The organism is Jezberella montanilacus (assembly GCF_003003055.1).
GTDB lineage: Bacteria > Pseudomonadota > Gammaproteobacteria > Burkholderiales > Burkholderiaceae_B > Zwartia > Zwartia montanilacus.
The window spans coordinates 146,963-168,629 of record NZ_PVTV01000013.1 but is presented as its reverse complement, the minus strand read 5'-3'; the positions used below and the strand labels follow the sequence as shown (position 1 = coordinate 168,629).

Genomic DNA, 21,667 nt, shown 5'->3' with positions numbered 1-21,667 from the left:
GCGAATAGCTGGATCCTTAATCACGGGAAAATCCTTTAGGCCAAATCCGCAAAGTGATTGCGGCTAAAACTGCAATCGCCATGCCACCTAATATTGGACTGAAGTAGGAACTGATAATCACTTGAGCTGACCCGAAAACGAGTGTTGCGACTAACAGACTAGTCATTGATACGCCCGAGACCATTACTAACATAAAGGCATTGATCAACCAAGGGACGCCCATATTTGGATCGACTGCAGATAATGGCGTAATGAGGGCGCCTGCTAAGCTGGCAATGCCTGCCCCGAGCGCAAAGGTTAAAAAACGAACGAATTGCGCATGAATGCCCAATCCCTGTGCCAGCTGCTCGTTTAGGATTACCGCACGGGTGACGAGTCCAACGCGCGTGCGTGTCAATAGAACCGCCAAGGCGCCACCCACGATTAGCGCAACCAGGATCAAGACCAAGCGGTAAGCTGAATATTCTGTACCAAGTAAAACGATCGTGCCATGAACAGGGCTTGGCACAAATTGCACCTCTCGGCCAAACACGAGTGTGATGACTTGACCAATAACGATAGCGAGTCCCCACGTGGCAAGAATTGCATCTAACGGGCGAGAGTAAAGAGGTCTCAGTACCAAACGCTCAATGAGCAAGCCAAACAAGGCGCCAGCCACTAATGCAAAGAAAAAACCAGCGATAGGGGATAAACCAACTTGCGACGCCACCAAACTTGCGTAGGCACCGATAGTTAAGAATGCACCATGAGCAAAATTAATGATTTTCATCACACCGTAAACGAGCAAGAGCCCCGCCGCAACAATATAAAGAATTGCGGCCGTCGTGAGGATATCAAAAATTAAGTTCATGGTGCCTTTCTAGCGCTTACTTCAGGTTAGGGCATTGCAGGCCCGGATCAACATCTTTAAATGTCGAAATGACCTTGACACTGCCGTCCGCCTGAACTTGAGCCAGATACATGGTCAGTGGCGCATGATGCTGCTTGTTCATGACGATGCTGCCACGTGGACCATCAAACTTGACGTCGCCCAGCGCCGCCACTATCTTTGCCGGATCTGTGCTCTTGACTTTTTCTGCTGCTAGTTTGTAAGCGTAGACTGCTTCGTACTCGGGGACGGACAAGTCATTTGGTGTTTTCAGATCTGCGCCGAATTTTTTCGACATTGCGGCGAGATATGTTTTATTGGCAGGCGAATCGATACCTGTTACGTATGAGGCCGAAATGTAGATGCCTTCCGCATCAGCGCCCATCCCTTTGGCGGTCCCCTCGTCAACGGCCAAGTTGCCGTAAGGCAGGTTAATGCCCGCTGCGCGCAACTGCTTGGTCAGGGTTACGTTAGGTGCACCGCCTGCGGTGGATGTGATGATCGCATCTGGTTTAGCTGCTTTCAACTTACTAATTACCGCGGTCCAGTCGCTGCCGTCCATTGGTAAGTATTCCTCACCAGCGATTTTGACACCTTTGGATTCAGCGTATTTTTTGGTGAAATCAAGCATGCCACGACCAAAGGCATAATCACTGCCGATCAAAAAAATCGTTTTAGCTGATTTTTCTTTGATGAAGTAATCAACGATGGGTGGAACTTGCTGCTCAGGCACCCACGCGTTGACATACATCCAGGGGCTGCAAGAACGGCCCTCGTAAAATGAAGTGTAGATATAAGGTGTCTTGCCCTTGGCGACGATAGGCAAACCCGCATTGCGTGCTGCGCTGGTTTCCATTGAGATCAGGACGTCGACTTTTTTCTGAAAAATAAGCGAGTCAAATGCTTTTTGCGCACCGACCGCGCCTGAGCCGTCATCAGCAACTTCAACGATAACTTTTCGACCCAGTATGCCGCCTGCAGCATTAATTTCTTCAGCTGCTAACTGAGCAGATTGCACGACTGAGGGGGCAACGACGCTGTTAGCGCCTGACAGGCCAACAGGGACGCCGATGACGATAGGTTTGTCATCAGCTGCGATGGAGCCAAGTGAAACAGAGGTGAGCGCCAAAGCCAGAGATAAGGCGCTAATGCGAGGTTTGAACATGAAGCACTCCTAAAATTTGAAGAAAGGAAGAGGTGGGACTGGGACTTAAGAGGATCTACTTGTGGGCCCACCGCCCTCAAGTGCTCCGTGATACATGTCTGGTCGTCTGTCGCGCAGCACTTGATTAAAGGTGTTCCAATTGCGCGCACGCCTTGCTTGGCCGAGGTCAATATCCGCATAGATAATTTCTGATCGATCAGCAGAGGCTGGGCCAGCGATCGGCCATCCCGTGCAGCTCACAATGACGCTTTGACCGATGAACGGTTGCTTGCGCTCGGTGCCAACTCTATCTGCGCAGGCGATAAATATCGAATTGGTGTGGGCGGCAGCCATGGCAAGGATCGTCGCCATGGCATCTTTGTCTTGAGCCTGTCCAGGGATTGGAACCCAGTTGGTGGGCACGCAGACGAGGTCCGCTCCGTTAAGAGCTTGAGTCCGGAAGGTCTCTGGAAACCAGATGTCATAGCAAATTGCTACGCCGATACGGCCATAAGGCGTGTTGAAAATTGGGAAGCCAAGGTTGCCAGGTTCAAAGTACAGATTTTCTGAATCCCAAAGGTGTACCTTGCGAAAAGTGCCGATGTAGCCTTCTGGGCCAATAACAACAGCCGAGTTGTACAAAACGTTGCTGTCTCGCTCGGCGATACCAGCGATGAGTGTTATGCCAAGTTCCTGTGCCACTTTTATCCACGCCTGGCTAGTCTGACCTTGGGGGACCGCCTCTGCTAGTGCAAAGGCTTCAGCGCGGCTTTCGAAGACATACCCTGAGTTACATAGTTCGGGTAACACAACGATATGCGCACCCTTGGCCGCCGCTTCCTTGATCAACTCAATAGAGTTGTCGACATTCGCAGCCTTTTGGCCAATCTGCGGGTCGAACTGAACGCATGCAATTTTGACCTCTCGGGCAGACGATAAGCTGTCCATCTAAAACTCCAAAAAAAAAGCCCCCCATCACGCGTATGCGTTTGATAGGGGGCTCTATTGCCAGTGGTAAATCGGCGTTGTTGCCGATGCAAGTAGTCAAAAAACTACTTGATGATGTTTGGACTACCTTCACCTTGATGATAAGAATCGAAGCTAGCGATTGTCAAGCATTATTAAAACTAAATTTACAATAAAAAAATTGAGCGCTTTTTTTTAGCTCCTTTACAAGTCGGATCAAGCTTCCTTTAACCGTTGCGATCAAGTCGAACACAGGGCAGAATAGAAGGCAACGATTATCCAGACAAAATTGCGAAATGACATTTTCAATCGTCGCCCATTGCCCGCTTAGTGGCCAGGTTGGTGTTGCAGTGAGCACTGCTGTGCCTGCAGTGGGAGCAATGTGTCCTTTCGGACGCGCTGGGATCGGGGCAATTTCGACACAGTCGTGGGTGAATCCTTACTTGGCGATTCGCGCGCTTGATCTGATGGCGTCTGGCTTAAGTGCTGCCGTTACTTTGGATTGTGTCCTGCTGTCGGATGATGCAAAACAATTGCGGCAGATTGGTATTGTCGATGCCAGCGGTCAATCAGCAGTTTGGACTGGTGATGATTGCACAGGGTGGGCTGGCGATCTGCAGGGCCCCAGTTTCAGCATTCAGGGCAATATGCTGGTCAGTGACGAAACGCTTGAGGCGATGCAAAGGTCGTTTATCGAGTCGACTCAACTTGAGCTGGCAGAGCGATTATTGCTGGCGCTTGAGGCAGGTCAACTTGCCGGTGGGGATAAGCGCGGACGACAATCTGCCTGCCTCAAGGTTTATGAAAAAGAAGACTACCCTGCCTGGGATTTGCGAGTCGATGAGCACCATGACCCTGTCGCTGAATTGAGGCGGGTCTTTGAGGTTGCACGGGTTCAACTAATACCATTTGTACAAGGTATGCCCACCCGTCATGGCGCCGGGCTGCCTGCCCCTGACGAGGTATTGAGCATGCTGGCTTTAGCCCCTGAGCTGAGGCCTCGTGGCCGTCTCGGTAAATGACCGAACAGCTCAATAATTGATATATCCGCAAAGGACCATATGTGATGCCTACATCCAAGACCCCAGACGTTTGGCTCGATATCCTTGATGTACAAGTATCGCCTGATCGGTTAAGTCAAAATCTTGAGTCCTACGCTGAAATTTTGCATGAAATCCGCAAGCTGCGCGACTTGGATCTTACCGATGTTCATCCAGCGGTCATTTTCGAGCCAACCGCGCCTTATCGTAAAAGCTGAGCCTCAATCATGATCGACTTTCGCGCCTTAGATCTCAGTACGCTAACCGCTCATATCCACAACCGAAAAATATCTAGTACAGAAGTCGTTGAATACTATCTTGATCGAATCTCGGCGTTGGATGACAAGCTAAAAAGTTTTGTATATTTGTCAGAGACCGCACTAAAGCAAGCTAAACAAGCCGATAAGAGGATCGCTGCCGGTAAATCACTTGGCGCTCTGCAGGGTGTACCCATTGCGATCAAAGATAATTACTTAACCCAAGACATGCCCACCACGGCGGGAACCGAAGCGCCGGGCATTTCGTTTCCCCAGACAGACTCCTTTGTGAGCGCGCGTTTGCGTGAGGCCGGTGCAATACTGATCGGTAAAACGCGCACGCATGAATTTGCCTGGGGTAATGTCACGCCGCCGACCAGAAACCCCTGGAATCTGGATTTTGTCCCCTCTGGTTCATCAGGCGGTTCAGCCGCTGCGGTCGCTGCTGGCTTGTGTGCTGCCGCGACCGGGTCTGATACAGGCGGGTCAATCCGCATGCCTGCTGCCGCTTGCGGGTTAGTGGGGCTCAAGCCAACGTTTGGCAGAGTTAGTCGGGCAGGGATTGTGCCGCATTCGTGGTCGCTTGATCATGCTGGCCCACTCACCAGAACTGTCAAGGATTCAGCGCTGATGTTGAATGTTATTGCGGGCTACGATGCGGCAGACCCGGCCTGCCAGGATCGTCCAAAACCTGACTATCTTAAGAAATTAAATAAGCCTATCGCCGGGATGACGATTGGCATTTGCAGAAACCATTTTTTTGATGACAACCAACCCGATGTTGATCGCGCGGTCGAGTTGGCGATTGATGCTTTTGCCAAAGCAGGTGTCAAAATTATCGAGTTTGAGATCCCCAGACTTGAGTTTGGACTTGGCGCCATCTTTGCCATCGAGCTTGCCTCCTCGACTGCATACCACGACGTATCGTTGCGCAAGGGTCTGGTCGCCAATTTCACCCCGGATGTACGAACGCTCGTTGAAGTCGGTCGTTTAGTCTCAGCGGCTGATTATCTGAAGGCCGAGCAATTGCGTACCTTGCTGATGCAGGACTTTGCTGACGTTTTCAAAACATGTGATGCGATTGTTGGGCCCACGACGCCTATTACCGCCTGGCGCTCAGGCACCTGGCGAGTACCGATTGGTGATCAGGATACCAGTGTCTTGTCGGCGTCGTGGCGTTATACGTTTCCCTACAACCTCACTGGATTGCCAGCCATCTCAATCCCCTGCGGTTTTGACAGACAAGGGCTTCCTATTGGTTTGCAGATCGCTGGTCGGCCGTTTGAGGAATCAGTCGTTTTGCAGATTGCAAATGCTTACGAGAAGAGTCATGAATGGGTTAATCAATACCCAGCCTTGTAAGGGCATTCTCACGACTGTTTCGAGCAGTATTTTGAGGGGCGAGCATCCTCAGAGTCGTAAGCTCTTTATTTTTACTGGTGCCCGGGGCCGGACTCGAACCGGCACGCACGGCGAGCGAGGGATTTTGAGTCACCTGCAAGTACCGCATAGGGTTCTATACTGAAATCCATTTTGTAATGTCGCCATTACAAATGTCAAAACTCAGATTCAGCCTTATGGCTTGGTGATCATCTCTTTAATAATCTTGTCACCTTTCATATAGATAAAAGGTGTGCCAGTTTCTTGTGAGACTTTTCGAGCTAATTTTCGTGCGCGTTTTAATGCTCGAATAACAATCTGCACGTGCTCTGGATATTCAGGGGCAACTTTGGGCATTATTTTTTACCTTTCCAGTCAATAGGCGTTGGGTGCGAATCAGTGTTGTCCAAGACTTGCCATTCATCGACTATATCTTTATAGATTGTATTGAAATTTTCGAGCCCTGCAATAAAACGCCGCTTAATTACATTAGGAGGGATGTTGTGGCCACCTTGTTTTACTCTATTCCGTACGCGTTCAAGTGCTATGTTCGATGATCTGAGCGATAAAAATATCAGTGAGACATGATACCCAGATGAGCGCCAATGGTTGATGTGTCGAGCATATCCTAACCCTGAGAGGGTAGTTTCAATCACAAAGCTTTCACGAGCTTTAACTAGATGTTTGATCTGGTTCAGCATCACACGACCGGCAACAATTGCCGCGAGTTCAGGCTCAAAGGGCGACATACCCGCTGCGATAAGATCCGCATTCACAAAGTGCTTAAAGCCTAGCTCTTGGCGAACAAACTCTCTGGCAAATGTTGTTTTGCCTGCTCCATTAGGGCCGGCAAGAATGAGGATTTTCGGGGTGTTTGTCAACGGCTGAAAGATTCGGATATGAAATGGAAGCTACTCGAACCAGTTTGATGAGTACTGCTATTTATTTAATACTGCTCATCCCCCGATAATGGGGTAGAGCCTATTTTTACTGGTGCCCGGGGCCGGACTCGAACCGGCACGCCTTGCGGCGGGGGATTTTGAGTCCCCTACGTCTACCAATTTCATCACCCGGGCGCACGTAAGTCGATAATTATGGCACAAATCGCCCGTGCTTACAAAAAAGCGTTCTTGAAGGTGTTCACGGCAACGTCAGCTTGCAGGACATGTAGCCGCATGTTGTAACCAACTGAAATTGTTGTAACACCAACGGCCTGAACCATCTCTCAAATCAGTCATCTCAGCTACGTAAACTCAAACTTCTTACCTTGCCTACACGGAGCTACCGATGTCATTTCAACGAAGCGTTTCTTATTTGGCGGCCACCTTACTGGCGCTTTCGACGTCTTTGGCTTTTGCGCAAACACCTTCCGAGCAAGCCCAAGATCATCCGCCCCATCATGAGGGTAAAGAGGCCTGGCAGCAGCAATCTCATCCACACCAGATGGCAAAACGCCTTCACCATATGATGAAAGTGCTTCATGCAACTGAGGATCAGCGTCATCAGATTCTATTGATTGCAGAAAACGCTCGCCATGCGATGGCCGTTGAGCTTGCAGCGATCCCTAAAGAGGCGAAACTGACGCGAAGAGCCATCCGGGATAAAAATATGACGCAGGCTCGAGCCGACATTCACGCTGTGTTGACACCCGAACAACGCGTTAAGCTGGACGAATACATGGCAAAACATCAACCTCAGCATAAACAAGGCTAAATAAAAACTATGCGATTGAGCATTGAGCGAAAACGGAGTCGTGACCCACTTGTGATGGGTGCCGCGCTGGCCGTGCTGGTTATTTGTTTAACCCCCGCTGAGTCGGGGGCACAAGGCCAGGCTGTGCCGGTACCTAGCGCGCCGCCAGCTGTGTTGCCGCAAGCTATTCCGGGCACTACCCCGTCACCGCGCCAACTGGTGCCCGTGACGCAGTTAACATCGCCACAAATCCAGTCGTTAGTGGCTGGTATTGCACTTTATCAAGATGGCTTGCTATCGATGATGTTTCTCGCGTCGGCATATCCTGCCGAGCTAGAGCAAGCACAGTTGTTATTGCCAACCTTGGCTTCGGTCAGTCCCGATCAAGCTGCGGCGACCATTCAGATGCAGAACTGGGATCCATCGGTCAAAGCGTTGCTGTCTTTCCCGGGAGTTTTGACCATGATGGCGACTCAGCCCGATTGGACACGCCAGATTGGCGATCTCTACCGGTTTCGGCCCGTTGAGTTGATGCAGGCTGTACAGGCCTTACGTAAGCAGGCTTTGCAACACGGTGCCCTGAAGTCTGGCCCGCAAATGCAGGTCGTTGTGGATAGTCAGGGTCAGGTATTGATCAACCCAGCGAACCAGCAACTCATCTATGTGCCTCAATACAATCCGACGGTGGTTTACGGTCGCTGGATGTATCCGAGCTATCCGCCTTACCCGATGTACAACCCGGGGTGGGGTCCTGTCGTTTTTGGGGCAGGTATCGCCGCTGGGGCCGTAATCTGGGCGACGCCGCGCTGGCGAACGGGGGTAGTGGTGGTCAACCGAGGTGGCTACAATAGTTTTGTTGGTCGCTACGGTTATGTTGGCGGGGTTCGCTCGGACGGATGGGTTCATGGCCGGCCCCGTAACAGCTGGCATCGCTAAACCTGTTCTGCAGGTTTAGGCCACCTCAGACACTTGAAATCCGTCTCTTGATCCCCATTTAAGTTGGCAAGTTGGTTCGAATGGCGAAGGCCTTTCTAGAACCGGCTTGCCAATTTTTTGCACTCAACACTAATCGGTAGACTCCTATGACTCAAGCCACTCCCTCAGCAGACGCTGCCCAAACACTGGGTTTTCAAGCTGAAGTTAAGCAACTTCTGCACCTGATGATTCATTCGCTCTACAGCAACAAAGAGATTTTTTTGCGCGAGCTGGTTTCTAACGCGTCGGATGCCTGCGACAAACTGCGATTCGAAGCAATTGATCAGCCTGATTTGCTGGCTGGTGATACCGATTTGCACGTGCGGGTGGATTACAACAAAGAGAATCGTACGATTACGATCAGCGATAACGGCGTTGGCCTGTCGCGCGACGAGGCAATTGCCAACCTTGGCACCATCGCCCGCTCAGGGACTAAAGAATTCTTTTCAAAGCTGACAGGCGATAAACAGAAAGACGCGCAATTGATCGGTCAGTTCGGCGTCGGATTTTATTCGTCTTTTATCGTTGCCGACAAAGTGACGGTTCGCAGCCGTCGTGCTGGTTTGCCTTCTGCTGATGGCGTTGAGTGGATCTCGGATGGTCAGGGCGAATTCACTGTTTCGCAAATCGATAAGGCAGACCGTGGGACTGAGGTCACGTTGCATCTGCGCGAAGACGAAGATGATTTCTTGAGCAACTGGAAGCTTCGTGAAGTCTTGCGCCGTTACTCTGATCACATCTCCTTGCCTGTGCAGATGCTCAAAGAAGAATGGGATAAAGATAAGGGTGAGCAAGTCAAACAAGACGAATGGGAGTCAGTTAATCAAGCAAGCGCACTCTGGACTCGCAGTAAATCAGAAGTAACCGACGAGCAGTACCGTGAGTTCTACAAGCACGTCTCGCACGATTTTGATGACCCACTTGCCTGGACCCATAATCGGGTAGAGGGTCGTAACGAATACACGCAATTGTTATTCATCCCCAAGCGTGCTCCGTTTGACCTTTATGACAGGGACGCGCGCCGAGGCGTTAACCTTTATGTAAAGCGCGTCTTCATCATGGACGATGCCGAACAACTCCTGCCATCCTACCTGCGCTTCGTGCGCGGGGTGATCGATTCAGCTGACTTGCCTTTGAACGTTTCTCGTGAATTGCTGCAAGAAAGCCGCGATGTCAAAGCCATCCGTGAGGGATCCACCAAGCGCGTTCTCAGCATGCTTGAAGATATGGCTGAGAATAAAAAAGAGGATTATGCGACCTTTTGGGCTGAGTTTGGCCAGGTGCTGAAAGAAGGTACAGGTGAAGACGCCGCCAATATTGAACGCCTATCGAAACTACTGCGCTTTGCCTCAACGAACGAAGAATCAGATGCGCAAGTGGTCACACTTGCGGATTATGTCTCTCGGATGAAAGAAGGCCAGGACAAAATTTATTACGTGACCGCAGACAGTTATATGGGCGGCTATAACAGCCCGCAGCTAGAGATCTTCCGTAAAAAAGGTATTGAGGTTTTAGTGCTCTGGGATCGCGTGGATGAGTGGATGTTGTCTCATTTGCGTAAGTTCGATTATAAAGAACTGGCGTCCGTTGCTAAGGGTGGCCTTGATCTTGAAGCCATGGCTGACGACAACGAGAAGAAGCACCAGACTGAAGTTGCTGAGCAATTCAAGCCGCTGGTCGAGCGCTTGCAAGAGTCCTTGAAAGATCGAGTTAAAGAAGTTCGGGTTAGCTCACGTTTGGTCGATTCGCCTTCTTGCGTGGTCGTCGGGCAAAATGAACTTAGTCCTCATCTGCAACGTATGCTTAAGGCGGCAGGTCAGGATGCGCCAAACGTGTTGCCAGTACTCGAGATCAATCCTGATCATGCACTCGTGCAAAAGCTTAATGGTGTGTCGGACGACAGCTTTAAGGATTGGGCAAGTATCTTGCTTGATCAAGCCTTGCTTGCCGATGGCAGTCAATTGCCGGATCCCACCGCTTTTGTTAAGCGAATCAATCAGTTGCTATTGAATTGATTGACTTGCATTGGTCAGCGCGGCTTGAGGGCTGTTGCTGGCCAGTTCGCTAGCGTGGCGTAGCGTTGCCAATCAAAAGATTGCCCAGGGTCTGTTTTGCGCTCTGGGGCAATGTCGCAATGCCCCCTGACGTCAGTGAGGGGATACTGCTGGCGCAAACACTCAGTCAGTTCTGCGAGCGACGCGTACTGAGCATCCTCATAGGCCAGCGTGTCGGTACCTTCAAGCTCAATGCCAATCGAGAAATCATTGCATTGCTCACGGCCGTTCAGGGCGGACACCCCAGCATGCCAGGCGCGTCGATCGCAGGACACAAACTGTGTGACATGACCTTGACGGTTAATGAAAAAATGCGCGGAAACTTTCAGATCTTTCAGGTTGACGAACCAAGGATCTGCGTTGATATCGATTCGGTTTAAAAATAAATCAGCGACATAGGGTGTGTTGAACTCGCCCGGCGGTAGGCTGATGTTATGGATGACCAGCAGGGATATCTTGGTATCGGCTGGGCGATCATTGAAGTTCGGCGAGGGTCGTATGGCGACTTTTGAAGAAAGAGCCAGCCAGCCGCCATTCATGAGTTGCATGACCAGGCCTTTCTATTTGCGAAAACCAAGGCGAGCATGCTTGTCGCTGCACCACGTGCCAGCTGAAGTGGCAATCGATTCGGATTCTGGCAAGTGAAGCCCGCAATGCCCGCATTGCACCATCGTCTCTGGGGCGTTTGATTGTTGCGCAGGACGTTTTTTGGTTTGCGTGTTCGCCTTTGCGCCTGGGTCGTTGTTGCTACTTGCTTTCTGCTTACGTGCATTGATGCGGTCGTTGGCTTGCTTGTGAGCAATCAAGCGTGCAACGAACATCAGTCCGAGCAAGATGGCGATCCACATCATGAGTTTTGCCATGTCAGATCCTGTGCAAAATCACGCCCAACACGAACCGGCTACCGGTATAGGACAGAAGAATGAAGGCAAACCCCACCAGGGTGTAGCGCAAGGCAAGCCGACCACGCCAACCCTTGAGTCGCCTGCCGGCCAGTAAAACACCAAAAGTCACCCAAGACAAAAGGGTGAATACGGTCTTGTGATCAAACGGTAACCAATGACCGCTGATTGAAATTGAAATCAGTGACCCGGTGATAATCGCCAGAGTCAGTGCAATAAACGCCGCAGAGATGACCCTGAACAGAAGCTGCTCTTGGGCAAGTAGTGGTGGTTGGGCATCGAGTATGCGGCCGAGCGCCGATCTGATTCCCTTGGCAGTCGCTATTGTTGATCCCCGCGGAAAGTGCAGGCGACGATCTAGCGCAGACATCAGGATGGCTTGCGCAGCCGAGATCGTGATGAGGCCGTAAGCACATAAAGATAATAAAAGATGGCTACGAAGCGCGGCATTGTCCGAGCGCGCGATGAGTTGTGCAGCAGGAGAGAGCACGACTAGTGCGCACACGAGGGCGCCCAGAGGCAACAGCAACAGCAGTAAACCGTCGATCCTAACCAGCAGGCTCTCGACCCAGAATACGATAATCCCAAGCCAAACGGCCGCTGACAGCGCGAGCGACCAACTAATCAGCAGTTGCCCATCGCGAGCAATGCCGTCATACAAGGCGATGCCTTGGAATATCAGCCCGGCCAGTACGCCCAGTCTGCCCCACTGACCCGCCAGCACCACCCCCTGCCCAGACGACAACGCCCGCCAAAGGGCTAGCGCCAGACCAGCATACGACAAGGCGGCAAGAGTGTGAAATACAATAGCAGCAGACATTCCACTATTGTACTGCGCGATTGTTGTGCGGCGGTACATCTGCCCTTAGCTCTATTACCTCGGTGCACCAGCAAAACCATGCTTGAAAATCTGACTGATCGCTTCGCCCGTGTCGTCAAAACGATGCGAGGTGAGGCAAGACTCACTGAAAGCAACATGCAAGAGATGTTGCGCGAAGTTCGCCTTGCGATGCTAGAGGCCGACGTGGCCTTGCCGGTCGTCAGGGATTTCATTGCCAAAGTCAAAGAGAAAGCGCTCGGCGAAGCAGTGGTGGGTAGCCTGTCACCGGGTCAGGCGCTCGTTGGAGTGGTGCACCAGGAACTGACTGCCTTAATGGGTGGCGATTTGGGGGCAGATGCCAGTGAGTTGTCTCTGGCGATGCAGCCCCCAGCAATTATTTTGATGGCTGGTTTGCAAGGCGCCGGTAAAACCACCACAACCGGCAAGTTAGCGAAGTGGTTATCAGAAGGCAGTCATGTTCAGTACGGTCGTAAAACCGGCAAGAAGAAAGTCGCTGTGGTCAGCGCTGACGTGTATCGCCCAGCTGCGATTGAACAGCTCAAAACAGTGGCCGCTCAAGTCGGTGTTGAATGGATCCCCTCTGACCCTAGCCAAAAGCCAGAAGACATTGCCCGCGCGGCCGTCGATTACGCCAAGAGGCATCACTTTGATGTATTGATCGTTGATACCGCAGGTCGCCTTGGCATCGACGAAGCCATGATGCTTGAGATCAAAGCCTTGCACACCTTGCTTAATCCGATCGAAACCTTGTTTGTGGTTGATGCCATGCAGGGCCAGGATGCAATCAACACTGCCAAAGCCTTTGGTGATGCCCTGCCTTTGACCGGTGTAGTGTTGACCAAAGTCGATGGTGATTCACGCGGCGGTGCGGCCTTGTCAGTGCGCCACATGACTGGCAAACCACTCAAATTTGTTGGTGTATCAGAGAAGTTGACCGGGCTAGAGCCTTTTCATCCAGAGCGCATGGCGCAACGGATTTTGGGCATGGGCGATATCCTGTCGCTGGTCGAACAAGCACATCAAAACATTGACGTAGCCGAGGCCCAAAGGCTAGCGACCAAGATCAAGTCAGGCGATAAATTCGATCTGAATGATTTTAAAGAGCAGCTGCAACAGGTCAAAAAAATGGGCGATATGGGGTCGTTGCTTGAGAAGCTGCCAGCACAATTTGCCCAGGCTGCAGGTCAGATGCAAAGTGGCCAAGCCGAAAAACAAATGCGTCGCACCGAGGGCATCATCAACTCAATGACGCCGGCTGAGCGCAGTAAACCAGAGATCCTCAAGGCCTCACGCAAACGCCGTATCGCTGCGGGGGCAGGTGTGCCCGTACAAGAAGTCAATCGCATGCTCAATCAGTTTGAGCAAATGCAGGGCATGATGAAGCAGATGAAAAAGGGCGGCATGGCCAAGATGATGCGCGCTATGGGTGGGATGAAAGCGCTCGGCAAGATGGGTGGGTTTGGGCGGTAAGTAGTGGCGAGGAGTTGGTCAGCTTTGCTTGACTGGTCATGCCAAAAATTGGCTATTTCATTTTTTGATTTGCTCGTAGAGCTTATCGTCCCCGTCGTTCTTCTCGCCAGTCACATTCAATAAATGTACTAACAGGTTGTAGATATCGATATTTTTGACAGTATCGAGTTGTATCTTGTTGATCTGGGGACCTTGCGCGATAAACAGCCCTTGCATGTCTGGCTGGACTGGATCGTAGCCATGCTGACCGGGGATGACTTTTTGACCTGCTTTCGCAATGGTCGACCAGCCGGCTTGCGCCAGGCAAACGACTTGAGGGATTCGGCGATGCGTGCCGAAATGATATTTGGCAGGCATTGCTTCTTTTGCCCAGCAAGTCAGGTGGCTGTCTTGTTTCAAGTTGTTCAACAATACCGGCTTATCGGCTGCGCTGACGTCATATCCAGCCAGCGGCCCAGTCCATTGAATCTTTGCACTGGCCACACCCTGGGTATAAACCGATAGATCGATGCCACGGTCCGGCTCAACCTTGGCCATGCCGTGATCCGATGTGATCACTAGCGTCGTTTTATCCTTCAAGCCAAGCGTATCCAGCCCTTTCAAGACCTCGCCAATCACTTGATCAACATTGGCAATAGATGCATTGACTTCAGCGCTATCTGGCCCAAACTCATGGCCCTTAGAATCCACCTCAGAAAAATACAGCGTCGCAAAATCAGCCCGAGTCTGATCTGGCCGATCGAGCCAGCGTAGCAACTGTTGTGCCCTACCTGATGAGTTTAGGTTGTTGTCGTATCTGAGCCAGTCAGTGGGCTGCATGCCGTGGTTCACAGCCTCAGAGCCAACCCAAAACAGCGTCGAAGAAATTTTGCCTTGCTTCTGGATGGTTACCCAAAGTGGGGTGCCTTCTTCCCACCAGAGAGGATTTTCAATGGCATTGCGATCTGACAGCTTGAAAACCTGCTCAGTTTTGGCAGGGTCGTACATGGTGTTATTCACCATGCCGTTATGGTCGGGGTAAAGCCCCGTCACTTGCGAATAATGATTGGGGAAAGTAATTGAAGGGAACACCGGCTCAAAGTTCTTCGCGTGCGCGCCTTGGTTCGCAAGCGCTAACAGATTTGGGGTAATGCCGCGATTGAAGTAATCGTTTCTGAAGCCATCAATACTGATAAGTAAAACGAGATTCTTCTTTGGGCTAGCTGTTGAAGCAGTTTGGTTGACCGCCTTCTGGGCGTTTGCGTGAGAAAACACCAGAACCAACAACACCAAGGTAAATCTGATTAAAGTTCGCATGATCCGATGTATCTATAACGTTGAGAACGAATAGAAATAAGCTAGCACGCTTTTATTTAACAAAAAGTCATATTGGTCTGAAAGCTAACTGTCAGACCTATCAGTCAACTTTGCGTTTAAAGATCACATCCCAAACCCCATGTCCGAGCCTCAGGCCGCGGCTTTCAAATTTGGTAAGTGGCCGATATTCAGGCCTGGGCGCAAACCCCTCGCAGGTATTCTCAAGTGCCGGTTCTTGCCCAAGCACAGCAAGCATCTGCATCGCGTAATGTTCCCAGTCGGTTGCGCAGTGGATGTAGCCCCCGGGTTTCAATCTACTCGCTAGCAGCTGAATAAACGGCGATTGAACCAAGCGACGTTTGTGATGACGTAATTTTGGCCAGGGGTCAGGGAAGTAAATATGAACGCCCGCCAGTGAATCGGGCGCAATCATGTCGCGCAGCACCTCGACCGCATCGTGCTGAATAATCCGAACATTGCCAACGGATGAGGCCTCTATCCGTTTGAGCAATGAGCCCACCCCTGCATTGAACACTTCAACGCCCAGAAAATTGTCCTGAGGCCGCGACAAAGCAATCTGCTCGGTTGTTTCACCCATGCCAAAGCCGATCTCAAGAATCGTGTCGGCACGGCGACCAAACGTGCCCTCTAAGTCAAGCAGAGATGTTTGGTAGCTGACGCCCCACTTAGCGAGTAATGTATCCAGTGCTTGTTGCTGACCCTGGGTGATGTGACTGCGACGATGTACAAAGCTGCGGATATGGGTGGTAAACATCAACCACCCCCCACAGCCACAACGATTTCAAGGCGGTCGCCGTCGCAAAGCGTCGTGGTTGCGTGCGAGCTTTTAGGCACGATATCGCCGTTTCGCTCGATCGCGATGCGTTTGCCGGTGTAACCGAGTTGCTCAATTAACTCGGCAATCGTGGTGGGTTGTGCGAGCGTTTTTGCAGCGCCATTAAGCAAGATTTCCATGAGCCGCATTGTAATCTGGCAAAAGGCTAAGCTTGGTGACCTCGGTCCTTAAAATAAATAAGCGAGCGTCTGCCGTATAATCTCGAACACTTCGCGGGTGTAGTTCAATGGTAGAACGGCGGCTTCCCAAGCCTCAAGCGTGGGTTCGATTCCCATCACCCGCTCCAGGTTTATGCAGACATCATGAGTGCAGTCCTCAATATCGCAGCTTATAAATTCGTTGAGCTCGATCAGCTAGAACAACGACGGCTTGCCGTGTTTGAACAGGCATCAGCCTTTGAGCTCAAAGGCACTGTGTTGCTCAGCCACGAAGGTATCAATATATTTTTGGCAGGCATACAGCCGCACATTACAGGGTTTCTTGCCTGGTTACAGCAAGACCCTGCGTTCACCGAGCTGGAAGTCAAATATAGCGAATCTAACGGTTTACCTTTCAAGCGACTCAAGGTCAAAATTAAGGCAGAGATTATCCGTATGGATCAGCCGACGATTCGCCCGCTCAAGGGTCGGGCACCGGCAGTCGACGCCCAGACCGCGGCAAGATGGATTACCAATGGCCATGATGATGCAGGTCAAAAAGTAGTGTTACTCGACACACGCAATGACTTTGAAGTGCAAGCAGGCACTTTTAAAAACGCCATTAACTGGCATTTGACTAAATTCACTGAGTTCCCAGAGGCGGTCAAAACCCATCAAGCTGAGCTTGAAGGCAAGACCGTGATCAGCTTTTGTACGGGCGGTATCCGCTGTGAGAAAGCGGCAATCTATATGGCAGAGCTTGGCTTAAAAGATGTCTATCAGCTGGATGGCGGTATTTTGAAATATTTCGAAGAGACAGGCGGGATTGGTTACGAGGGCAATTGTTTCGTCTTTGACGAGCGCGAAACCCTAGACCCAGACCTTAAACCCAATCCTCTTTCTTAGAGCGTTCGGCGAAACAGTCTTGCGTCAACGCCGACTCGGCTCCCAGCCCTTGTTTGTCTTACCTGATTCTCATCCCGGGCTGTGATCCCGAAGCCGGATCAAGCAAATAAATCCCCGTATCGACTGAGTCATCGGCATGACTGCCAGCTAACACCATGCCCTCAGAGATCCCGAACTTCATTTTGCGTGGCGCTAAGTTGGCCACCATCACGGTTAGCCGACCGATCAGCTGCTCTGGGCTGTAAGCGGATTTGATACCTGAAAATACATTGCGGTGACGACCTTCGCCCACATCGAGCGTCAGGCGCAACAGTTTAGCCGCGCCCTCAACGTGCTCGCAGTTGACGATGCGAGCCACCCGCAGATCAATCTTGGTGAAGTCGTCAATCGAAATCGTCGGGCCAATTTCTTCGCCACCCGGCAACACGGGTGTCTCTGCTGCGACCGTCTCAGCGGGTGGTTCGAACAAAGCGTCAAGCATGGTGGGCTCGACGCGTTGCATCAGGTGCTTAAAGGCATTGATTTGTGTGGGTAAGATGCCCGCATCGGCCCAGACAAAGCCTCGATCCAGACCAAAGAGCTCTGTTGCCACGCGATGGCTCAGCGCTGGAAGGATAGGAGCCAACATGACTGACAGCGCCTTGAAGCCCGCTAAGGCCTGCGAGCAGATATCTTGCAACTCGGCGCGCTTGGCCGTGTCTTCCGGGGTGAGTGCCTTAGCCACCAGCCATGGTTGAGCCGTATCAAAAGCCTGATTAATCAGATCGGCGTGTGCCATGACGTCGCGTATTGCGCGACCGTATTCTCTGGCCTCGAGATCCGCGCATACTTTATTCGTAGCCTCAACCCAACTGTTCGATAGTTGCTGAGTGTCGCAAGTGTAATCAAGCGCCCCGTCAAAGTATTTGCTGATAAAGTTGGCAGCACGACTGGCGATATTGATGTATTTGCCGACCAGGTCGCTGTTGACGCGCGCAATGAAATCGTCAGGATTGAAGTCAATATCTTCGACCCGTGCGTTGAGTTTGGCTGCAATGTAATAACGCATCCATTCGGGGTTCATACCGATGTCGAGGTAGCGTAAGGGCGAAATGCCAGTGCCACGACTCTTGGACATTTTTTCACCGCTCACGGTAATAAACCCGTGCACATTCAGCTGGTCGGGTGTTTTGCGACCTGCAAACTTCAGCATCGCAGGCCAGAACAAGGCGTGAAAATAAACGATATCTTTGCCGATGAAATGCACTTGCTCAGTTGAGCCTTCAGGATCAAGCAACACGTCAAATTCAATGCCTATCTTCTGGCAATAAGCTTTCAAAGACGCCAAGTAGCCGACTGGGGCATCCAGCCAGACGTAAAAATACTTGCCCGGTGCATCGGGGATTTCAATGCCAAAGTAGGGCGCATCACGCGAGATATCCCAGTCGCCTAAGTTGGCCTCTGCGTCTGCTGCGCCGCTACCCAGCCACTCGCGGGTTTTGGCGAGCACCTCGGATTGAAGGCGCTTGTTGCCTTGGCCATTACTACCGGTTGTCCAATCCTGCAAAAAGGCGACACACTTCGGATCAGAGAGTCTAAAGAAAAAATGTTCTGACGTCTTAAGCACCGGCCTTGCGTTAGTCAAGGTAGAGTAAGGATCAATGAGATCGGTGGGGGCATACACTGCACCGCAAACTTCACACGAGTCGCCGTACTGATCTTTGGCATGGCATTTAGGGCATTCGCCTTTGATGTAACGATCGGGCAGAAACATGCCCTTAATAGGGTCAAAAAATTGTTCGATCTGTTTGGTTTCGATTAACCCGGCAGCCCGCAACTGACGATAAATCGATTGCGAGAGTTCAACGTTTTCAGGTGAGTCGGTCGAGTGCCAGTGATCAAATTCGATCTCAAAGCCTTTCAAGTATTGGGGGCGCTCGGCCGCAATGCGGGCCACGAGCTCTTGTGGCGTGATCCCTTCTGCTTCGGCTTTAAGCATGATTGGCGCGCCGTGGGTGTCATCAGCGCCGACAAAATGCACGGTGTGACCTGCCATACGCATGGCGCGCACCCAGATATCAGCCTGAATGTATTCCATGATGTGGCCAATGTGAAAAGAACCATTGGCGTAGGGCAATGCGGTCGTGACAAAGATGGTGCGTGACATGAATCGAGCCGGCAAGTAGAGATCAAGCCGCTCATTTTAAGGCAAGCCGGCTATTTACGAGAAATGGATCAATCCTGTGTGACCAGCAACCACCGTAACGAGGGCGCTCGCAGCCAAACCCCAGATCGGATTTGCTTTGGTGTAAAAGGTCACCACGAGGTTTACGGCGGTGATGAGGGCTGTTAACCAGCCGCGATGAGCAGCTTGAGCAAGGTCGAGCCCACTGGCGATCACCAGTCCGACTGCGATCGGCACCAGCGCATTCTGAAGCAAGCGAAAGCCGCGCGAGCCACCGACCCGGTTTGCCATGCGGCCCACCCCGAAAGCTAAAAGACAGGGCAGGGCCAAAATCGACAGGGTAGCAACCAGTAACCCTTTCCAGCCGGCAAGCTGCCACCCAAGCAGGCTGATAAAGACGACATTCGGGCCAGGCGTGATTTGTGCGACGGTGAACAGATGCATGAATTCAGCTGAGTTCATCCAGTGCAGTTTATCGACGACCTCATGCAAAACGGCTGAAACGGTGGCGTTCATGCCCCCAATCGCCATCAACGAGATCATGACAAAGCTGCGTACCATCTGCCAGAGGATGAGGGGATCAATCATTTTTTATCCCACGCGAAAGTCAACAACAAGGCAAGCGGCACCAAAACGGGTATTACCTGAATCATTGGCCAATGCATGCCCGCTACGCCCGCAAGAACGAGCAGAATAATCAGACCAGCTACCAACCCGGGTTTGAGGCGCCTGGCCATTTTTAAGCCCGTACCGATCACCAAGCCCGCTGCGGCGGCCGCTGCGCCAGTCAGCGCATCGTTAACAGCGGGGATCTGAGCGAACTGGTTGTAAAGCGTTGCAAGCCCCACCAAAATAATGATCGGCAGCAGCATGATCCCTAGTACGCAGACTACTGAACCTTTTACCCCTTGATAGCGGTCACCGATCATGACAGCGGCATTAACGGTGTTTGCCCCGGGCAAGACTTGCCCAATGCCCAAGACCGTGGCGTACTCTTTGTCTGTCAGCCACTGATAACGCTCAACAATCACGTGGTGCGCCGCGGCGGCTACCCCTCCAAAGCCCAGTAAACCAATCGTTGCGAAACCACGAAACAACTCGCTCAGTCCAATGACTCGATTTGGCACTGGTTTCTCGCCCGTCAGGTTGGCTGACGAGCCAGACACTTGAAGCGTCTGATCGTGTTCAGGCGATGCGTGACGAGGTGAATCGTACTTAGGTGAATGCATGACGGTTTACTTGATTTCTTTGGCCTCGACATCAATGATGTCAGCGTGTGGTTTGAACGAACGAGCTTGAAAAGCACCTTCCCGGTATACGGGTTTGCGAGCCGCTTGCGCCCGCTTGAAGTATTCTTTGATTGCAGAGGGGCGTCCAGCGATCTTGCCAGTGATCAGCAATACAGTGATTGCAATGACGCTTGAGCAGATAAAAATGAGCGCCATGCATAAACCAATCACGGTAGCAATAACAATCGCTAGCAAGCGAAAAATCTTCGGTATCAATGCTGGCATAAGACCCCAATGCGTGAAATAAGTGTACTAACAAAAGCGTTTTAACCGAATCGCAATAACTGAATCGAATGGAAAACTGAAATGAGTGTAACGCTGACTGACGTGCGCCTGGCGCTTGATGAAACCATTGACCCTCATAGTCATGCCAGCGTGTCCGCACTCGTCAAGGATAATCAAATTGAGATCAATGGGGATCAGGTCAGCCTGAAATTTAATCTGGGCTATCACTGTCCTGATCAAGGTGCCGCGTTGCGAGCTCACTTAATTGAGCGTCTGCAGTCAGTCGGTGCCGCGGTAGTCAAGGTAGAGATCTCAATCAAGGTGTTGTCGCATGCGATTCGACCCGGTGTTGACCGGGTACCTAACGTTAAAAACATCATTGCCGTCGCGTCCGGTAAAGGTGGCGTTGGAAAAAGCACAACCGCCGTCAACTTGGCTTTGGCCCTGCAGGCGCAAGGTGCGCGCGTGGGCTTGCTGGACGCCGATATTTACGGGCCAAGCGTGCCCACGCTATTGGGTGTGGACGATAAGCCTGCCAGTAACGGCAAGACAATGGAGCCCCTGATTGGCCATGGCTTGCAGTGCAATTCGATCGGTTTTCTGATCAGTCCAGACTCACCAGCAATCTGGCGTGGTCCCATGGTGACGCAGGCTTTAGAGCAATTATTGCGGCAAACGGACTGGGTCGATCTGGATTACCTGATCGTCGATATGCCACCAGGTACTGGCGATATTGCCTTGACCCTTGCACAAAAAGTGCCTGTCGTTGCCGCTGTGATTGTCACCACCCCCCAGGATATCGCCCTGCTCGACGCCCGCAAAGGCCTGCGCATGTTCGAGAAAGTCGAAGTCCCTATCCTGGGGATTATCGAGAATATGGCTGTGCATATCTGCTCAAATTGCGGCCATACTGAGCACATTTTCGGTGAGGATGGCGGTAAACGCATGGCGACAGAGTTTCACACGCATTGCTTGGGTAGCCTGCCATTATCCATGTCCATTCGTAGTCAGTCAGACCAAGGCATGCCCACAGTGATTTCTGATCCCCATAGTCAGGCGGCAGCGATATACCAAGATATCGCCCTGCAGGTGGCGGCCCGGGTCGCTCACTTGCCACGCGATATGAGTGAGAAATTCGGCACGATAGCGGTCAAGCGCGTTTAAACGAAAAAACTGCACGCGACAAGAGTAAAATCCGCGGTCTT

Annotated in this window: 23 protein-coding genes, 2 tRNA genes and 1 pseudogene; 10 read left to right on the top strand and 16 right to left on the bottom strand. The window is 51.6% G+C overall.

Features of this window, described 5'->3' with window-relative positions:
- Positions 1-16 precede the first annotated feature (16 nt).
- Genes BCM14_RS08490 through BCM14_RS08480 form a run of 3 tightly spaced genes read right to left on the bottom strand, consistent with a single transcriptional unit; the run spans position 17 to position 2,960 of the window.
- Complete coding sequence (locus BCM14_RS08490; protein ID WP_106227581.1) at positions 17-850, bottom strand: branched-chain amino acid ABC transporter permease; 834 nt, start codon at positions 848-850, stop codon at positions 17-19.
- A gap of 16 nt (positions 851-866) precedes the next feature.
- Positions 867-2,033 carry a substrate-binding protein gene (locus tag BCM14_RS08485; RefSeq protein WP_106227580.1) on the bottom strand — a complete coding sequence of 389 codons (1,167 nt, stop codon included), beginning with the start codon at positions 2,031-2,033 and terminating at the stop codon, positions 867-869.
- Between the two features lie 45 nt (positions 2,034-2,078).
- Positions 2,079-2,960, bottom strand: a complete 882-nt coding sequence (locus BCM14_RS08480) for a nitrilase family protein (RefSeq protein ID WP_106227579.1) — start codon at positions 2,958-2,960, stop codon at positions 2,079-2,081.
- A gap of 314 nt (positions 2,961-3,274) precedes the next feature.
- On the opposite strand from BCM14_RS08480, the gene BCM14_RS08475 reads away from it, so the two are divergent.
- From BCM14_RS08475 to BCM14_RS08470, 3 genes are read left to right on the top strand one after another with little or no spacing between them, the layout of a single operon-like run.
- Positions 3,275-4,000 carry a DUF1028 domain-containing protein gene (locus tag BCM14_RS08475; protein ID WP_259673508.1) on the top strand — a complete coding sequence of 242 codons (726 nt, stop codon included), beginning with the start codon at positions 3,275-3,277 and terminating at the stop codon, positions 3,998-4,000.
- 44 nt (positions 4,001-4,044) lie between these two features.
- Positions 4,045-4,236 carry a hypothetical protein gene (locus BCM14_RS15305; protein ID WP_259673507.1) on the top strand — a complete coding sequence of 64 codons (192 nt, stop codon included), beginning with the start codon at positions 4,045-4,047 and terminating at the stop codon, positions 4,234-4,236.
- Between the two features lie 9 nt (positions 4,237-4,245).
- Positions 4,246-5,637 (top strand): amidase, encoded by a 1,392-nt coding sequence (locus BCM14_RS08470; RefSeq protein ID WP_106227578.1) that lies wholly within the window; start codon positions 4,246-4,248, stop codon positions 5,635-5,637.
- Between the two features lie 213 nt (positions 5,638-5,850).
- Here BCM14_RS08470 and BCM14_RS15300 read toward each other — a convergent pair whose 3' ends face one another.
- From BCM14_RS15300 to BCM14_RS08460, 3 genes are all read right to left on the bottom strand, one after another.
- Positions 5,851-6,012, bottom strand: coding sequence for a hypothetical protein (locus tag BCM14_RS15300; protein WP_259673506.1), 162 nt, complete (start codon positions 6,010-6,012; stop codon positions 5,851-5,853).
- The gene (locus BCM14_RS08465; protein ID WP_106227577.1) at positions 6,012-6,536 is read right to left on the bottom strand and encodes an ATPase; all 525 of its coding nucleotides are present in this window, start codon (positions 6,534-6,536) and stop codon (positions 6,012-6,014) included. The genes BCM14_RS15300 and BCM14_RS08465 overlap by 1 nt, the downstream gene beginning before the upstream one ends.
- Positions 6,537-6,646: 110 nt before the next feature.
- Positions 6,647-6,731, bottom strand: a tRNA-Leu gene (locus BCM14_RS08460).
- Between the two features lie 211 nt (positions 6,732-6,942).
- Between BCM14_RS08460 and BCM14_RS08455 the strand changes: the two genes are divergently transcribed.
- From BCM14_RS08455 to htpG, 3 genes are all read left to right on the top strand, one after another.
- Positions 6,943-7,368, top strand: a complete 426-nt coding sequence (locus tag BCM14_RS08455) for a hypothetical protein (RefSeq protein ID WP_106227576.1) — start codon at positions 6,943-6,945, stop codon at positions 7,366-7,368.
- A 9-nt stretch (positions 7,369-7,377) separates the two neighbouring features.
- Positions 7,378-8,283 carry a DUF3300 domain-containing protein gene (locus BCM14_RS08450; RefSeq protein WP_106227575.1) on the top strand — a complete coding sequence of 302 codons (906 nt, stop codon included), beginning with the start codon at positions 7,378-7,380 and terminating at the stop codon, positions 8,281-8,283.
- 146 nt (positions 8,284-8,429) lie between these two features.
- Entirely contained in the window at positions 8,430-10,337 is a 1,908-nt protein-coding gene (htpG, locus tag BCM14_RS08445; protein ID WP_106227574.1) for a molecular chaperone HtpG, read from the top strand.
- A gap of 14 nt (positions 10,338-10,351) precedes the next feature.
- On the opposite strand, the gene ampD is transcribed toward htpG, so the two are convergent.
- Genes ampD through BCM14_RS08430 form a run of 3 tightly spaced genes read right to left on the bottom strand, consistent with a single transcriptional unit; the run spans position 10,352 to position 12,098 of the window.
- Positions 10,352-10,924 carry a 1,6-anhydro-N-acetylmuramyl-L-alanine amidase AmpD gene (gene ampD / locus BCM14_RS08440; protein WP_106227573.1) on the bottom strand — a complete coding sequence of 191 codons (573 nt, stop codon included), beginning with the start codon at positions 10,922-10,924 and terminating at the stop codon, positions 10,352-10,354.
- A 12-nt stretch (positions 10,925-10,936) separates the two neighbouring features.
- Positions 10,937-11,239, bottom strand: coding sequence for a PP0621 family protein (locus BCM14_RS08435; RefSeq protein ID WP_106227572.1), 303 nt, complete (start codon positions 11,237-11,239; stop codon positions 10,937-10,939).
- 1 nt (position 11,240) lies between these two features.
- Positions 11,241-12,098: a cytochrome C assembly family protein gene (locus BCM14_RS08430; protein ID WP_106227746.1), complete on the bottom strand. Its 858-nt coding sequence runs from the start codon at positions 12,096-12,098 to the stop codon at positions 11,241-11,243.
- 78 nt (positions 12,099-12,176) lie between these two features.
- On the opposite strand from BCM14_RS08430, the gene ffh reads away from it, so the two are divergent.
- A complete protein-coding gene (ffh, locus tag BCM14_RS08425; RefSeq protein WP_106227571.1) occupies positions 12,177-13,589 on the top strand; it encodes a signal recognition particle protein in 1,413 nt (470 codons plus the stop codon).
- 57 nt (positions 13,590-13,646) lie between these two features.
- Here ffh and BCM14_RS08420 read toward each other — a convergent pair whose 3' ends face one another.
- The 3 genes and pseudogenes from BCM14_RS08420 to thiS all read right to left on the bottom strand — a co-directional run bounded on the left by BCM14_RS08420 (position 13,647) and on the right by thiS (position 15,860).
- Positions 13,647-14,885 carry an alkaline phosphatase family protein gene (locus BCM14_RS08420; RefSeq protein ID WP_106227570.1) on the bottom strand — a complete coding sequence of 413 codons (1,239 nt, stop codon included), beginning with the start codon at positions 14,883-14,885 and terminating at the stop codon, positions 13,647-13,649.
- A 100-nt stretch (positions 14,886-14,985) separates the two neighbouring features.
- Positions 14,986-15,651 (bottom strand): annotated as a pseudogene (gene trmB / locus BCM14_RS08415) (tRNA (guanosine(46)-N7)-methyltransferase TrmB); the annotation flags it as partial.
- An 8-nt stretch (positions 15,652-15,659) separates the two neighbouring features.
- Complete coding sequence (thiS, locus tag BCM14_RS08410; protein ID WP_106227568.1) at positions 15,660-15,860, bottom strand: sulfur carrier protein ThiS; 201 nt, start codon at positions 15,858-15,860, stop codon at positions 15,660-15,662.
- A gap of 93 nt (positions 15,861-15,953) precedes the next feature.
- Between thiS and BCM14_RS08405 the strand changes: the two genes are divergently transcribed.
- Positions 15,954-16,027 (top strand) — tRNA-Gly (locus BCM14_RS08405).
- 16 nt (positions 16,028-16,043) lie between these two features.
- Positions 16,044-16,784, top strand: coding sequence for a sulfurtransferase (locus BCM14_RS08400; protein WP_106227567.1), 741 nt, complete (start codon positions 16,044-16,046; stop codon positions 16,782-16,784).
- A gap of 58 nt (positions 16,785-16,842) precedes the next feature.
- On the opposite strand, the gene metG is transcribed toward BCM14_RS08400, so the two are convergent.
- From metG to BCM14_RS08380, 4 genes are read right to left on the bottom strand one after another with little or no spacing between them, the layout of a single operon-like run.
- Positions 16,843-18,930: a methionine--tRNA ligase gene (gene metG / locus BCM14_RS08395; RefSeq protein WP_106227566.1), complete on the bottom strand. Its 2,088-nt coding sequence runs from the start codon at positions 18,928-18,930 to the stop codon at positions 16,843-16,845.
- Positions 18,931-18,984: 54 nt separating this feature from the next.
- Complete coding sequence (locus BCM14_RS08390) at positions 18,985-19,536, bottom strand: chromate transporter (protein ID WP_106227565.1); 552 nt, start codon at positions 19,534-19,536, stop codon at positions 18,985-18,987.
- Entirely contained in the window at positions 19,533-20,177 is a 645-nt protein-coding gene (locus tag BCM14_RS08385) for a chromate transporter (RefSeq protein ID WP_106227564.1), read from the bottom strand. Before BCM14_RS08385 ends, BCM14_RS08390 begins: the two co-directional genes overlap by 4 nt.
- A 6-nt stretch (positions 20,178-20,183) precedes the next feature.
- Positions 20,184-20,462, bottom strand: a complete 279-nt coding sequence (locus tag BCM14_RS08380) for a hypothetical protein (RefSeq protein WP_106227563.1) — start codon at positions 20,460-20,462, stop codon at positions 20,184-20,186.
- An 81-nt stretch (positions 20,463-20,543) separates the two neighbouring features.
- Here BCM14_RS08380 and apbC point away from each other — a divergent pair, with 81 nt between their 5' ends.
- Positions 20,544-21,626 (top strand): iron-sulfur cluster carrier protein ApbC, encoded by a 1,083-nt coding sequence (gene apbC / locus BCM14_RS08375; RefSeq protein ID WP_106227562.1) that lies wholly within the window; start codon positions 20,544-20,546, stop codon positions 21,624-21,626.
- Positions 21,627-21,667: the final 41 nt, after the last annotated feature.

What these genes read in the sequence shown, in the direction of transcription:
- BCM14_RS08490 (WP_106227581.1), bottom strand. Translation starts at nt 850, where the DNA reads ATGAACTTAATTTTTGATATCCTCACGACGGCCGCAATTCTTTATATT.
- BCM14_RS08485 (WP_106227580.1), bottom strand. Translation starts at nt 2,033, where the DNA reads ATGTTCAAACCTCGCATTAGCGCCTTATCTCTGGCTTTGGCGCTCACC.
- BCM14_RS08480 (WP_106227579.1), bottom strand. Translation starts at nt 2,960, where the DNA reads ATGGACAGCTTATCGTCTGCCCGAGAGGTCAAAATTGCATGCGTTCAG.
- BCM14_RS08475 (WP_259673508.1), top strand. Translation starts at nt 3,275, where the DNA reads ATGACATTTTCAATCGTCGCCCATTGCCCGCTTAGTGGCCAGGTTGGT.
- BCM14_RS15305 (WP_259673507.1), top strand. Translation starts at nt 4,045, where the DNA reads ATGCCTACATCCAAGACCCCAGACGTTTGGCTCGATATCCTTGATGTA.
- BCM14_RS08470 (WP_106227578.1), top strand. Translation starts at nt 4,246, where the DNA reads ATGATCGACTTTCGCGCCTTAGATCTCAGTACGCTAACCGCTCATATC.
- BCM14_RS15300 (WP_259673506.1), bottom strand. Translation starts at nt 6,012, where the DNA reads ATGCCCAAAGTTGCCCCTGAATATCCAGAGCACGTGCAGATTGTTATT.
- BCM14_RS08455 (WP_106227576.1), top strand. Translation starts at nt 6,943, where the DNA reads ATGTCATTTCAACGAAGCGTTTCTTATTTGGCGGCCACCTTACTGGCG.
- BCM14_RS08450 (WP_106227575.1), top strand. Translation starts at nt 7,378, where the DNA reads ATGCGATTGAGCATTGAGCGAAAACGGAGTCGTGACCCACTTGTGATG.
- htpG (WP_106227574.1), top strand. Translation starts at nt 8,430, where the DNA reads ATGACTCAAGCCACTCCCTCAGCAGACGCTGCCCAAACACTGGGTTTT.
- ampD (WP_106227573.1), bottom strand. Translation starts at nt 10,924, where the DNA reads ATGCAACTCATGAATGGCGGCTGGCTGGCTCTTTCTTCAAAAGTCGCC.
- BCM14_RS08435 (WP_106227572.1), bottom strand. Translation starts at nt 11,239, where the DNA reads ATGGCAAAACTCATGATGTGGATCGCCATCTTGCTCGGACTGATGTTC.
- BCM14_RS08430 (WP_106227746.1), bottom strand. Translation starts at nt 12,098, where the DNA reads ATGTCTGCTGCTATTGTATTTCACACTCTTGCCGCCTTGTCGTATGCT.
- ffh (WP_106227571.1), top strand. Translation starts at nt 12,177, where the DNA reads ATGCTTGAAAATCTGACTGATCGCTTCGCCCGTGTCGTCAAAACGATG.
- BCM14_RS08420 (WP_106227570.1), bottom strand. Translation starts at nt 14,885, where the DNA reads ATGCGAACTTTAATCAGATTTACCTTGGTGTTGTTGGTTCTGGTGTTT.
- thiS (WP_106227568.1), bottom strand. Translation starts at nt 15,860, where the DNA reads ATGGAAATCTTGCTTAATGGCGCTGCAAAAACGCTCGCACAACCCACC.
- BCM14_RS08400 (WP_106227567.1), top strand. Translation starts at nt 16,044, where the DNA reads ATGAGTGCAGTCCTCAATATCGCAGCTTATAAATTCGTTGAGCTCGAT.
- metG (WP_106227566.1), bottom strand. Translation starts at nt 18,930, where the DNA reads ATGTCACGCACCATCTTTGTCACGACCGCATTGCCCTACGCCAATGGT.
- BCM14_RS08390 (WP_106227565.1), bottom strand. Translation starts at nt 19,536, where the DNA reads ATGATTGATCCCCTCATCCTCTGGCAGATGGTACGCAGCTTTGTCATG.
- BCM14_RS08385 (WP_106227564.1), bottom strand. Translation starts at nt 20,177, where the DNA reads ATGCATTCACCTAAGTACGATTCACCTCGTCACGCATCGCCTGAACAC.
- BCM14_RS08380 (WP_106227563.1), bottom strand. Translation starts at nt 20,462, where the DNA reads ATGCCAGCATTGATACCGAAGATTTTTCGCTTGCTAGCGATTGTTATT.
- apbC (WP_106227562.1), top strand. Translation starts at nt 20,544, where the DNA reads ATGAGTGTAACGCTGACTGACGTGCGCCTGGCGCTTGATGAAACCATT.